The following is a 12,337-nucleotide window of genomic DNA, read 5'->3' as shown; positions in this document are numbered from 1 at the left end:
GGGTGGCAGTCACTGCGACGGTGGATACGGACCGTATCCTCCCGGCGGTCCTTGCTGACCAGTGGGTCCCGGTGGGTAACCAGGTTGGCTCGCTGGGTAACCGGGTTGCCCGGAGGGATACCCCGGCTGAGCCGGAGGATACCCACCCTGCGGAGCCGGCTGCCCAGCACCGGGATACGGCCCACCAGGCACCGGCCCACCAAGCTGGCCACCGGGAACAGGCCCCGGCATGGGCCCGCCCGGTCCCCCGGGTGGGCCCTGGAACTGCGGCGCCGCCTGGGCGAACGCCGGCATCGGCGGGAACGGCACGCTCGGGCGCCGTTCGCGCAGTTCGTCGAGCAGCTGCTTCTCGGTCTCCAGCGCGTCCGGGCCGATGACCTGCCGGACGATCTTGTCCCGCAGGTACGCCAGCTCGGTCGCGTTCTGCTGGAACGCCTTCGCGGCGGCTTCGGCCTGCGGACCATACCGTTTCGCGTTCTGCCGGAGCGCCTTACGCCCGCGCAGCGTCGCGATCAGCGGTACGTCCTGTGGAACCAGCCAGCCGAACCGCACATAGTCGTACAGCCGGGACGCGATCATCTGTCCCTCCCGGGATCGCATCACCAGGGCGAACACGACCATGCCGATGAAGATCGGCACCATCAGGAACAGGTAGACGGTGATGAAGCCGCCGCCACCGGCCCAGCTGGCGCCACCGTTCCAGAGTCCGTGGGCCAGCACTGCGGCCAGGTACCCGACGACAGGGGCGAGGAAACGGACCGCCGTACTTCGGCTCCGGATCGCGACGCCGATCCCGATCGCGGTGAACGACGTGAAGAGTGGATGGGCGAACGGCGAGATCAGCCCGCGGATCACGAACAGCACGAACGCGCCGCGCAGACCCGCGTCGCTGCCGGACTCCTCGGACAGCGTGTTGAAGATGCGCCCGTAGTAGAGGATGTTCTCGGTGAAGGCGAACCCGACGCCGACCATCCCGGCGTACACGAGGCCGTCGATGATGCCGTCGAACTCCTTGCGCCGTACGAGCGCCAGCAGCAGGATCACGGATCCCTTGGCGAACTCCTCCACCGGCGGCGCGACGAACACGGCCGACCGGTCACCGCCGACGCCGGTCTCGGCCAGCCGGTGCGACACCTCGGTGTTGATGAAGATCGCGACCAGGGTGGCGATGAAGGCCCCCCAGCACAGCGCGAACAGGATGTACTTGGTCGGCTCCGGCTCGTAACGGTCCAGCCACAGATACAGCGCGATCACCGGGATGACGGGGACGAACGCGAACACCAGCCCCCAGGTGAAGCCGCCCGCGCCGGTCGACTTGGCCACGATGCCGAAGATCACCAGGCCCGCGATCGCGAACACCACCGCGACCACGATGCCGATCAGGATGCCCTGGTTCCGCCGCTGACCCGGGATCGGGTGGGTGCCACGCACGTTCGGCTGCGGGTACGGACCGCCGGGCGAGTACGCCGACCCCGCCGCGGGTTGCGGCGAGCCGGCCGGGCCTGGTGAGGGGTAACTCATGCCCGAAGCCTAGTTGGGGAGCCCATCCCGTGGCAGAACCACCCACTCAGCGTTACCGGGATGGAACGACAACCCTGTATTTTTCACCCCGTACGGCGCTCGTCGCCGCGACATACCCGAGAACCCAGAGGCGCGATCACCCGCCCATCTGAGAGACTCTTCCGTGCCGTGTGCCCCCGTAGCTCAGCTGGATAGAGCGTCGGACTTCTAATCCGTTGGTCGCAGGTTCGAGTCCTGCCGGGGGCGCCCCACGAATCCGCAGGTCAGCGGCCTGATGGGCCGGAGTGACCTCATCCCGGACCGCTTCCCGTGGGGCTACATGTGGTGCGAACCAGGGATGAATGCAGTCAAATGGCGCGGTCCAGTCCCGTCCGAGGCGGCCGGGTGACAACTAGCAACTCGGCGCGCAGGAGTGGGCGACAGCAGACCAAGATCAACTGGCATTTGGCGAGCGATCCGAGCACCATTCGCCGTGCTCATCACTGCGAGCGGCCTCTGGCTGGTGTTCACCTACGTCGTTTCAGATGCACGACTCGCACTTGAGCACCTCCGGGCCTTCCTGTGGCCAGCGGTCGTTGTCACAGTCCTGTACTGGTTCCGTGCACCGCTCCAGGACAAGCTCCGCGAATTGCTGAAGCCCTCGCCGTGTTCGCACCCCGACCACATATCCCACATGAGTTGACACCACTTCGCACCACGAACGCGACCATGCTGGCGGAGGCGGATCGACGTGCCGAGCCAACCGGGTCGACCAGCTTGATCAATCCGAGCAGCACCACCGGGTCACCGGCGAAGTAGCAGCTCTCCGGGGAGACAACCTTGCAGGATGCCGCGTCCAGCGCGTCACTTGCAGGAGCGTCAGCAGTCGAGCTCGAAGATCAGTAGCGTGTGGCCAGTAGGGTCTGTCCATCGGTGGGCGTCAGTCGGCAAGCTGCCGCATAACCGGCTTGGAAGCATTGACCGAGGACCAGGAGCCGGCCCGCCGAGCACGATCGGTGGTCTGTCTCGGCCCGCCGAGTAACCAGCGTTGACCTCATCCAATTGCACGTTAGTTGCACGGCATCTACCGGGCTGAGCAGTCTGTTCGCGTGTGGAGTGGGTGCGCTGCTTGCTGTGCGCGGGCGGGGTTGAGATTAGGCGGGTTGCCCTGGCCGGCCGAGTGGGCGACGCTGCGCGCACCGAGCACGAATGACTACCGCCGAACTCAGATCGCGCATTGATCAGTTTCCTGCGCCGAGCCGATCTAGACTCCCGAGACCGGCCCATACCCGGAGTCCAAGCAGCTCATCGGCGCAGGCCCGAGCAAGTGCCACTGCCGTGTAGGCGCCGACTAGAAGCCTCGTGAGAAGACCTGTCGGATCCGGAGTGAGGCGTTCGTAGTAGGGGTGACGGGCGGCCGGAGAAAGGTCGCCGGACTGACAGAAAGGCATGGCGCCATGCGAAAACTGATCTACGGCATGAACCTGTCCCTGGACGGCTACATCGCCGCGCCCGGCGACGACATCGGCTGGGGCGCGCCGAGCGACGAGCTGTTTCAGTGGTGGCTCGACCAGGAGTTGGCGATCGGGCTGTTGATGTACGGGCGCAAGCTGTGGGAGGCGATGAGTTCCCACTGGCCGACCGGCGACCAGCAGCCCGACGCCACCCCAGCGCAGATCGAGTTCGCGCGGAACTGGCGGGACACGCCGAAGGTAGTGTTCTCCTCGACGATCGACAAGGTCGACTGGAACACCCGCTTGGTCACCGGCGACGCTGTAGCGGAGATCACCCGGCTCAAGGCCGACGACGGCGAGCCGATGAGGGTCGGTGGCGCCACGCTCGCTGGGGCGGCCATGCGGGCCGGGCTGGTCGATGAGTACGAGATCGTCACCCATCCGGTGCTGGTGGGCGGCGGCACACCGTTCTTCACCGCGCTGGACAGCTGGGTGAACCTGAACCTGGTGGAGACGCGGACGTTTCCCGGCGGCGTGGTCCTGACCAGGTACGAGACGAGGCGTTGAGCTCGATCGCTGATGTGTTCGCCGCTGCTGCTGACCACGTCGACGAGAACCAGGACGACGGAGGCGACGGGCCGGCGCAGCTTGGCGTAGCAGGCTCGTAGCTCGCCGTTCTGCCGGATTCTGAACCCGGCAGAACGCACCGGTTCTCCCGCAACTACTCGCGCAGGCGAGGAAGGACCGCCGCGCGTCGGCCGAGCTGCTCGCTGCGGCCGCCGCGGCCGGCCATCGCGCCGGCATCAGCGTTGCCGGTGATACCTGGACTGTCCGACGGGCCCGGCCCACCGGACAGGTTCGCATCGACTGCGCAGACCACAAGTCGCGCAACCTCAGCTACGAAGAGGACGCAGCCTTCTGGTCATGGGCCCTGATCGAGACATTTCGACTCACCGGAATCCGCTGCGAGGAGCTACTCGAACTGACCCATGTCTCGATCGTTCCCTACCGGATCCCTTCAACAGAAGAAGAAATCCCCCCTCCTGCACATCGCACCCAGCAAGACCGACGAAGAACGCCTCCTCGTCGCAGGCCCCGAACTCGTGCACGTCCTGTCCGAAGTCATCCACCGCGTTCGTGGCGGCCACCAAGACATTCCGCTGACGCCACGCTGGGACCCGCACGACCACGATGGGGTCCTGCACTGCCGCACCTGTTCGCCAAGTACTGGGGCCCCGACTCCGGCCAATCTCAGCTGGCACCGTCTGGACATTGCTACGCAGGTGCGCGGAACGCGCCAACATCATCATCGACGGAGAACAAGTCCACTTCACCACCCACGACTTCCGCCGCGTCTTTGCGACCGACGCCCTGGCCAGCGGCCTGCCACCCCACATCGTGCAGGTCCTGCTCGGTCACAAGAGCATCGCCACCACGCAGGGATACGCGGCGGTCTATCCCCAAGACGTGATCGGCCATCACCGCACCTGGATCGGCCAGCGACGGCTCACGCGGCCCAGCGAGGAATACCGTCGCCCGACCCCCGCGGAGTGGGAAGAGTTCGAAGGCCACTTCGTGAAGCGCAAGGTCAGCCTCGGCAGCTGCGGCCGCGCCTACGGCACCAACTGCCACCACGAACACGCCTGCCTGCGCTGCACGTTGCTCAGGCCCGACCCGGACCAGATCGACCGGCTTCGCGAGATCATCAACAACCTCCACGCCCGCATCACCGAAGCCGAACAGAACAACTGGCTAGGCGAGGTCGAAGGACTAAAGGTCAGCCTCGCCGGTGCGGAGGAAAAGCTCGAGGAAATGGAACGCCTGACCGCCGACGACAGCCCAGTGCTGCTCGGCCTCCCCACGATCAAGAATGACTGACATGTCCGGCTTCAGTCGGGATCGTAGCGGCTGACGGCATGGCGAAGGCTGAGTCCGCACGGGACCGGCCTTGGCCGTGCTCAGGCGAGGAGCAGGAGGACGGCGATGACGGCCATGACCGCTGCGGTGGCGAAGTGGACGCCGTAAGCGGCCGCGCGGGGTCCGTTGGAGCGCAGGACGATCAGGCCGTCGAAGACGGGCATCACGGTGGCGGCGAGCATGACCCAGCCGGCGAGCGAGGTGGTGCCGAGCGCGGTCACGACCAGGAGCATGAGTCCGGTGCCGACGTCGCGTCCACCTTTCACCGTGAGCCAGTTGTCGAGGACCGGGCCCGGGGCGGTGCCGGGGATGCCGAAGGTGGCGAAGAACTGGGGCTTGAGCATGCCGGTGGTGCCCATGGCGACGACGGCGAGTCCGATGAGCGCGGCGAGGGCGGTGGCGATGATGGCGAGCATGGGGGTGGTTCCTTTCGGAGGGACGTGCTATGAAGTCTAGCAATGCTAGGGTCACGTTCAACGATAGGTTATCGGCGACCAGAAATCTATCAGTGCTAGAATCATGTGGTGACTGCCACTGAACGCCGTGAACGGCAACGCGCCGAACGACGCCGGCTGATCATCACCGCCGCCCGCGAACTCGCCGAAGCCGAAGGCTGGGAGACCGTGACCACCCGCAGGCTCGCCGACAAGGTCGAGTACAGCCAACCGGTCCTCTACGGCCACTTCGCGAACATGGAGGCCATCCGCGACGCCGTCGCCATCGAGGGCATCGGCGAGATGGCCGAGCTCCTTCGGGAGGCGCGCCTCGCCGCCCCCGAGCACGAGGCCATCCGCGCGGTCTGCACCGCGTACCTGGAGTTCGCCGCCGCGCACCCGGCCGCGTATCAGGCCATGTTCTCCTTGCCGACCAACGTGAAATGGGCCAGAGCCGAGACCCCGGCCCCGCTGCGCGCCGCGTTCAACGAGATCGTGAGCGCGTTCGGCCCGGTCAACGACAGGAACGCGGCCCTCGCCGAGCTGGTCTGGGGTTCGCTCCACGGCATGGCGGTGCTGCTGCGCAGCGGCCGGATCCCGCAGTCCGCGCAGGAGCAGCGCCTCGACCTGCTCGTCGCGCTCTTCGCCAACGCCCCCGCGTAGGGCCGTTCGTATACTGGCGGGCAGGGCATCCCGCATCAGCGAACTGGTCCTCGACTGCGAAGACCCCGAACGGCTCGCCGCGTTCTGGAGCGCCGTCCTCGACTACATCGAACTCGGCCGAGAACCCGCCGGCGGCATCGAGATCGGCCCCGCTTCCGGGTTCGGCGGGCTCCAGCCGACGCTCCCCCTCAGCCCCAGCACCGATCCGAAGCCCGGGACGCTCCCGCTCCACATCGACGTCAACGCGACCGACCGCGACCAGGACGCCGAACTGGAGCGGCTGCTCGCCCTGGGCGCCAGGCCCGCCGACGTCGGCCAGACCGGCGACGAGAACTGGCACGTCCTTCAAGACCCGGAGGGCATCACCCGACCAGCGCCTCCTGAATCAACCAAGTCGAACGCGCGTTCGGACTCCTCACCGAGAAGCTCCTCAAGCGCGGCGTCCACATCAGCGTCCAAGCACTCGAACGCGACCTGCGGGCCTGGGCCAAGACCTGGAACGCCGACCCGAAGCCGTTCGCCTGGACCAAAACCGCCGAGGAGATCCTCGACTCCCTCAAACGCTTTTGCGAACGAACTTCAGGGACACGACACTAGTCGATGGATGCTAACGCCCATTGTCATGGAGCCGATGAGCAACAGGACCTCTGCCCGTCGAGACGTCGCCACTGCAAACTGCTTAGTCCGGATAAGGGCGCCAGTTCTGTGCCAGCGACTCCAACCGGCGACGCCGGATCGACCATCGCAAATTGCGGATATCGACGCCGTCGACCGCCAGCACACCGAACGCCACGAAGGAGCCGGCTCTTTCACAACCAGGCGCCGACGCACCGTCGCCGCCGTGTTCACCATCCGGCGCTGGAGCGCATCGAAATCCACCCGCTCACCAGTCCACACCACCAACTCACCGTCCAGCACACAATCCACCCGCAACTGGGCCTCAAGAGCGCCAACGCCATCGGGGAACTTGTCGGTGAACTCCTTGCCGTTCCGAGACCACAATCGAACCTTGCCGTCCCTCGCCACCGCGCCCGCGCGGGCTAGCCATCCCACTTCACTTCGTAACGTGACCCGCGCCCGGCAGAGCGTTCGGTGCCGGGATCTGGTCGACCGAGCGGGCCAGCGCAACCTCGACCGGCCCGGCCAGCTCAGCCGGGACCCGCACCCCAGCGGGCTGGATACGCCGCGGCGCCGGCATCACCCGCTACCCCCCCGCGCGTTCGACCGAACGGCGGCCACACCACGACCTCGCCACGGCACCAGCATGCGCCCGCTTGTCCGCTCATGTCGCCGTACGGCGACCGGTTCGGCGGCGCCAGCGAGATCCCCTCAGAGCGCGCCTTCGACCGGATCGAGTCCTGGCTCCGCCCGAGCTTGATGCTCGTCACGCCGACCGGCGTGTTGCCGCGCGAGACCTGCTGAACCTCTTCGGCGGTCCAGGCCCGGCGATTGTTGCGTTTGGTTGGTGCCTCGGGCAGCTCAGATTCCCCCCGTCGTCGCTGGTCGCCCGAGCGTTACCCAATCGGCGGGCCAAGTCACCTGGGTTGCCCCGCCGAATCGCTAGCACGGTCGGTCACCGATGCTGTGAGGGCCGCGACTGTCATTGTGGTCTGGCAGGCTGGCGGTATGTGCGGACGCTATGCACCCAGTCGAAGCCGCGAGAACCTGCTTGAGACGTTCAAGATCGAGGAGGCGCTGGCCGACGAAGAGAGGGCGCCGGGCTACAACGTCGCACCGACCAAGACCAGCCCAACCGTGCTGGCCCGGCCGCCGCGCGGCGGAGACGAGGACACCGAGCCGGTCCGGCAACTGCGGAACCTGAAATGAGGTCTGGTGCCGTCCTGGGCCAAGGACCCCAAGATCGGCAACCGGATTCTCTGCAATAGTCAAGCTGTCGCAGGAGAGGTCAGGTTTCGGTCACTGCGTAGTGCAGGCGAACGGAGCCGCCGGTGTCGGTGTGCACCGAGAGCAACTGCAATCGAGTCGACCGAGCGGCCCGCCGTCGGCCCGCGGCCGTACGGTCAGGGCACCGGCACCGCAGGCGAGCCGCTCCGTGAGAGCGAGCAACTACGTGTGGTCAGAGCCGCGGAGCAACGGTCTAGAGAGTAGGTTGCAGGCGGCGAGAGGAGAGGATCAGGTGACCAGGATGAGGACGTCGACCGCTTTCGGGATCGACATCGGCGGCAGCGGGATCAAAGGCGCCGTCGTCGACCTGGAGACGGGCGACCTAGCCGCGGAGCGGGTGAAGTACCTGACGCCCAACCCGTCCACCCCGGAGCCCGTCGCCGCGGTCGTGGCCCGGCTGGTCAAGGAGGCCGAGTGGACCGGTGAGCTGGGCGCGACGTTCCCGGCCGTGATCAAGAACGGCGTGGCCAAGACCGCCGCGAACGTCGACAAGAGCTGGATCGGGACCGACGTCGAGACGCTCTTCACCGATATCACCCACTGCGACGTGACCGTGCTCAACGACGCCGACGCGGCCGGCATCGCCGAGGCCCGGTTCGGCGCGGCCAAAGGCGTCGACGGCGTGGTCATCCTGCTCACCTTCGGCACCGGTATCGGCAGCGCGCTGCTGCTCGACGGCCAGCTCGTGCCCAACACCGAGCTCGGTCACCTCGAGCTGGACGGGTACGACGCGGAGGAGAAGGCCTCCTCGGCAGCGAAGGACAACGAGGACCTGTCGTACAAACAGTGGGCCAAGCGAGTGCAGCGATACCTTCGGCACGTGGAGAACCTATTCACCCCCGACCTGTTCGTGGTCGGCGGCGGGGTCAGCAAGCACGCCGACAAGTGGGTGCCGCTGCTCGAGATCTCCACCCCGGTGAAGCCGGCTCAGCTGCTCAACAACGCCGGCATCGTCGGCGCGGCGATGGCCGCGCACGAGAAGTTCACCGACTAGGCCGGGCTACAACCTGAGCTCGGCGACGACGGGCAGCAGGTGCGGGAGCTTAGGGCGTTCCGCCGAGCACGCCGCGACCGGGCCGTGTTTCGGTGGCCCCCGCAGCGCGCGGCAGCACACCGCCTTGAGCTGCACGGCCACAACTGGCAGGGACGGGACTTCATGGGCCGGGAGTAGCAGCACGCAACCTGGCTGGAAGTGATTTCCGGCCGGGTCAGCGCCAGTTCAGGTACCGGTCTCGAGTACGGCGAGGTCGCGCACCGCATAACGGTGATGCTCGGTCTCACGTCAAGTAGCGGGGCGGAAAATGTCGTGACGCGGTTTCACGACACCAGCTGCAGACAACTCGAACTGCTGAGAGCTCCAACTCGGCTGTCAACGTACGCGCCTGTGTCCGCAGCCAGGGACACAGGCCGGACGGTCGTCCCGCGGTCAGCCGTCGGCGGGAATCTGCGGGCGGAAGTCGACCTCGCAGGTGTAGTAGCGCATCGACAGGGCGGCGCGCTGGACGTCGATGGATCCCTCGCCGATGGCGAGGACATGGTTGAGCCACTGGTGGGGTTCGTGGTCGGTCAGGAAGGTCAGGACGTGCAGGCCCGAGCCGTCGGTGAGGTTCGATAGGCCGGTCAGCCGGAACAGCACGAAGCCGCCGGCGCCGACATCGACCGTCCCGCGGGCGTTGGGGTGGGCATACCCTCCCTGGACCCTGGGGTTGTTGGACCACTTGGCGGTGCCGGTGAGCCGCCCCGTGAAGGCCGCGGTCCCCTGCCCGTACAGCAGGCCGTCACCTGCCGCTGACGGCTCGACCGTCTGGACTAGGTCGTAGCGCCACTCGACATCACAGAGATGCTCGAGCTTCATGGTCCACCTCCCGGCCAGGCCTCCTGACGACGTTCCTCCTTCGATGCACGGTGTGCAACCACCAGTGCCCGCGTGCGCCGCGTCGCTATCCTCCTCGCAAAGGGATGCCCTGGAGGCGGCCATGAGGGTCCTGGTGGTCGTGAGGGTCCCCCCTGGCCGGGGCCGGTGACTCGTCCCGGTTCGCCCACATCGCGAGGTACGCGCCGATGTCATCCACTGCTGCGCGGTGAGTTGGCGGCCGGCGCCGGGCTCTTCGACGGGTCGGGGGCCCGATGGCGCCCTAGCAGTAGTCGGCGGTGAGCGTCGGCCATCGGTCGACGGCCCACGCCAGCCAGGTCGTCCAACGTTCGGGCGGACAAGGACTGTCCGCGTCGGCGAGCTCGGCGGCGTCGGGTGCCTGGAACTGGGTACGCCAGCCGGCAACGTCGGCCTCGGGCATCGGGAAGGTCTGCGGCGTGGTGGCCTGGCGATACGCGATACGGGCGAGTTGGACGTCCAGGTCGACGGGCAGATAGACCACCTGGCACGGCATTCCGGCTTGGCTGGCCAGCCAGCGCAGTGCCGACCGCTCGTCTCGGCTCCAGAGCCCGAAGTCGAGGACCACGCTGGTCCCCAGCCGCAGTGACCGCAGCGCCATCGTAATCAGCCAGCCTTCCAAGAGGTCACGCTTGCCGTCGGCCCTCAGCGAGGTGCCGAGCAAGGAAAGGTGCCACTCATCCGGAGTCAACCGCAGCGCATCGTGTGACCTTGCCAGCTCTTGAGCCCGGGTGGTCTTGCCGGCGCCGGGAAGCCCGACCATCAAGAACAGCGTGGCGCCAGACATCGTTAGGTCTCCTCCAACATGACGGCGTCAGAAATCCGGCGGATTGCCATGCAGGCGCAGCATGGCCCTTCCGGACGATGTGAGCGTAGTGCCTGGCGTTCGCGGCCAACCAACGTCGGCTGAGGCCGAAGGCGCCCCTGACACTGACCGGCGACGACCTGCCCTCGATCCACCTGACCAGCTGACGCCGCAGGCTTCCTCCGAGGCCAGCCGGACTGGCCCGGGACCTGGATCGACCGCGCCGGCCGCGACCGCACGCCAAGTGTCCTCGGCCACGAACTGTCCGGTGTAGTCGTCGAGCTCGGCTACGGCACCACGGGTCTCACGGTCGGTCAGCGGGTCTTCGGGCTGACTGCCTGGCAAGCGCTGTTCAACCACGCCCAGCTGCGAGCAGGCCAAACCGTCCTCATCCACGGCGCCGGCGGCTCCGTCGCTCGGTCGCCGTACAACTGGCCCGCGAGGCCGGTACCCACATCATCGGCACCGGCCGGGCCTCCGACCGGGACCTGGCCGGCGCCCAGGGCGCCCACGAGTTCCTCGACCTGGACAGCGACCAACTCGAGGACGCCGGCGAGGTCGACGTGGTGTTCGACGTCATCGGCGGCGAGATCCGCGACCGCTCCACCACGCTGGTGCGCCCGGCGGCATTCTGGTCACTGTCGCCGATCCGCCGACCATCCAGCCCCGCGGCGGCCGGGCAGTCTTCTTCGTCGTCGAGCCCAACCGCGAACAGTCGGCTCAGTTGGCCGCTCGCCTCCGCGATGGGCGGCTCACACCGCTTGTCACGGCCGTCCGCGACCTGGCTGCCGCCCCCGCCGCGTTCGTAGAGCACACGCGCGGCAGGATCATCATCACGATGAAATGACCGGGTTTGTCGGGACGCCCGGGATAGAGGACCGAGCACCCATCCGGTACGCCCGCACGCTTCAGCGAATCCGCGGACGTGATCCACGGCATCCGCAGCATCCCGCGCCGCCACTACTCCGAGCAGCAGGCTCGTACCGTCGCTCAAGCTCGTGGCCTGTTCGCAGAGACCGCGTGTCGTGCCCGGTCAAGATTGAAGAGCCACATTATTGGCGTGCGATCAGTCAGATGCATCGATAGGGTTCTGTGCTGGTATGGACCTACAGGAGATCGGTGCGCAGGTGATTGGGCCACGGCCGACTGGGCGCACGCGACGCACGACATATGGTTATTCGGGCGGTGACACCTACCCATGGGCATGAGAAACTACCTGATTGACGGCGGTTCCGGCACCGGCAAAACCACGGTCTGCGACGAATTGCAGCGACGGGGCTATCAGGCTATTCATGGTGACAGGGAACTCCGCAGCGACCCGAAGCCGGGCGAATCCGCCAGTGGCAGTGCACCCGACTGCCACCTACCGCCCATTTGGGACGTAGCGAAGGTCAAGGCCTTGCTCGCCAACCAGGACGAGGCGGTAACGTTTTTCTGCGGAGGCTCTAGGAATTCTTCGGAGTTCATCGACCTTCTTGATGGCGTTTTTGTCCTTGAAGTCGCCGACCTTGACACTGTGATGCGCCGGATTGATGAGCGCGTACTCGTTGACCCCAGCGACTGGGGCGGCAGGCAAGAGGAGCGAGAAATCATCATGCACTTGCACCACACGAAGCAAGGCATTGCTCAGGGATGGGCAATCGACGCCACCGCACCGCTCGAATTCGTCGTTGACGAAATCCTTCGCAGCATTCACTGACACACGGGCCAGCATCGATCACATCGCTGGCAAGGCTCCGGGTGTTACCGGAATTGCAGGAAATTGCAA

13 protein-coding genes, 1 tRNA gene and 2 pseudogenes are annotated in these 12,337 nt (G+C 66.8%); 10 read left to right on the top strand and 6 right to left on the bottom strand.

All coding sequences use genetic code 11. The features are described from left to right. Positions 1-9: 9 nt before the first annotated feature. Entirely contained in the window at positions 10-1,521 is a 1,512-nt protein-coding gene (locus tag OG558_RS25050; protein ID WP_405065203.1) for a PrsW family intramembrane metalloprotease, read from the bottom strand. A 172-nt stretch (positions 1,522-1,693) separates the two neighbouring features. Here OG558_RS25050 and OG558_RS25045 point away from each other — a divergent pair. The 3 genes from OG558_RS25045 to OG558_RS25035 all read left to right on the top strand — a co-directional run bounded on the left by OG558_RS25045 (position 1,694) and on the right by OG558_RS25035 (position 4,832). After that, positions 1,694-1,767 (top strand) — tRNA-Arg (locus tag OG558_RS25045). Positions 1,768-2,957: 1,190 nt separating this feature from the next. Further along, a complete protein-coding gene (locus OG558_RS25040; protein WP_405065202.1) occupies positions 2,958-3,521 on the top strand; it encodes a dihydrofolate reductase family protein in 564 nt (187 codons plus the stop codon). Between the two features lie 624 nt (positions 3,522-4,145). After that, on the top strand, positions 4,146-4,832 hold the full coding sequence (locus tag OG558_RS25035; RefSeq protein ID WP_405065201.1) for a tyrosine-type recombinase/integrase: 687 nt from the start codon (positions 4,146-4,148) through the stop codon (positions 4,830-4,832). An 80-nt stretch (positions 4,833-4,912) separates the two neighbouring features. Here the strand turns inward: OG558_RS25035 and OG558_RS25030 are convergent, their stop codons facing one another. Next, entirely contained in the window at positions 4,913-5,287 is a 375-nt protein-coding gene (locus OG558_RS25030) for a DUF4267 domain-containing protein (RefSeq protein WP_405065200.1), read from the bottom strand. A 108-nt stretch (positions 5,288-5,395) separates the two neighbouring features. On the opposite strand from OG558_RS25030, the gene OG558_RS25025 reads away from it, so the two are divergent. Together OG558_RS25025 and OG558_RS25020 are read left to right on the top strand one after the other, a co-directional pair. Further along, positions 5,396-5,968: a helix-turn-helix domain-containing protein gene (locus OG558_RS25025; RefSeq protein ID WP_329475052.1), complete on the top strand. Its 573-nt coding sequence runs from the start codon at positions 5,396-5,398 to the stop codon at positions 5,966-5,968. Between the two features lie 10 nt (positions 5,969-5,978). After that, positions 5,979-6,317: pseudogene (locus tag OG558_RS25020) on the top strand (VOC family protein); the annotation flags it as partial. 230 nt (positions 6,318-6,547) lie between these two features. Here OG558_RS25020 and OG558_RS25015 read toward each other — a convergent pair. Continuing rightward, entirely contained in the window at positions 6,548-6,994 is a 447-nt protein-coding gene (locus OG558_RS25015; RefSeq protein WP_405065199.1) for a hypothetical protein, read from the bottom strand. Between the two features lie 258 nt (positions 6,995-7,252). On the opposite strand from OG558_RS25015, the gene OG558_RS25010 reads away from it, so the two are divergent. The 3 genes from OG558_RS25010 (at position 7,253) to ppgK (ending at position 8,867) form a co-directional block, all read left to right on the top strand. Further along, on the top strand, positions 7,253-7,390 hold the full coding sequence (locus tag OG558_RS25010) for a hypothetical protein (RefSeq protein ID WP_405065198.1): 138 nt from the start codon (positions 7,253-7,255) through the stop codon (positions 7,388-7,390). A 204-nt stretch (positions 7,391-7,594) separates the two neighbouring features. Further along, positions 7,595-7,795, top strand: coding sequence for an SOS response-associated peptidase family protein (locus OG558_RS25005; protein ID WP_405065197.1), 201 nt, complete (start codon positions 7,595-7,597; stop codon positions 7,793-7,795). A gap of 319 nt (positions 7,796-8,114) precedes the next feature. Continuing rightward, complete coding sequence (gene ppgK / locus OG558_RS25000) at positions 8,115-8,867, top strand: polyphosphate--glucose phosphotransferase (RefSeq protein WP_405065196.1); 753 nt, start codon at positions 8,115-8,117, stop codon at positions 8,865-8,867. A 432-nt stretch (positions 8,868-9,299) separates the two neighbouring features. Here the strand turns inward: ppgK and OG558_RS24995 are convergent, their stop codons facing one another. After that, positions 9,300-9,728 carry a hypothetical protein gene (locus OG558_RS24995; protein ID WP_405065195.1) on the bottom strand — a complete coding sequence of 143 codons (429 nt, stop codon included), beginning with the start codon at positions 9,726-9,728 and terminating at the stop codon, positions 9,300-9,302. Positions 9,729-10,008: 280 nt separating this feature from the next. Beyond that, positions 10,009-10,551, bottom strand: coding sequence for an AAA family ATPase (locus OG558_RS24990; protein WP_405065194.1), 543 nt, complete (start codon positions 10,549-10,551; stop codon positions 10,009-10,011). A 231-nt stretch (positions 10,552-10,782) separates the two neighbouring features. Here OG558_RS24990 and OG558_RS24985 point away from each other — a divergent pair. Beyond that, positions 10,783-10,854, top strand: a pseudogene (locus OG558_RS24985) (hypothetical protein); the annotation flags it as partial. A 103-nt stretch (positions 10,855-10,957) separates the two neighbouring features. Here the strand turns inward: OG558_RS24985 and OG558_RS24980 are convergent. Continuing rightward, positions 10,958-11,383 carry a hypothetical protein gene (locus OG558_RS24980; protein ID WP_405065193.1) on the bottom strand — a complete coding sequence of 142 codons (426 nt, stop codon included), beginning with the start codon at positions 11,381-11,383 and terminating at the stop codon, positions 10,958-10,960. Positions 11,384-11,773: 390 nt separating this feature from the next. Here OG558_RS24980 and OG558_RS24975 point away from each other — a divergent pair, with 390 nt between their 5' ends. Beyond that, positions 11,774-12,268, top strand: a complete 495-nt coding sequence (locus OG558_RS24975) for an AAA family ATPase (RefSeq protein ID WP_405065192.1) — start codon at positions 11,774-11,776, stop codon at positions 12,266-12,268. Positions 12,269-12,337: the final 69 nt, after the last annotated feature.

Origin of the sequence: Kribbella sp. NBC_01510 (genome assembly GCF_045040325.1) — a bacterium.
Lineage (GTDB): Bacteria > Actinomycetota > Actinomycetes > Propionibacteriales > Kribbellaceae > Kribbella.
The sequence above is the reverse complement of the archived record's forward strand: the minus strand, read 5'-3'. Positions and strand labels throughout refer to the sequence as shown.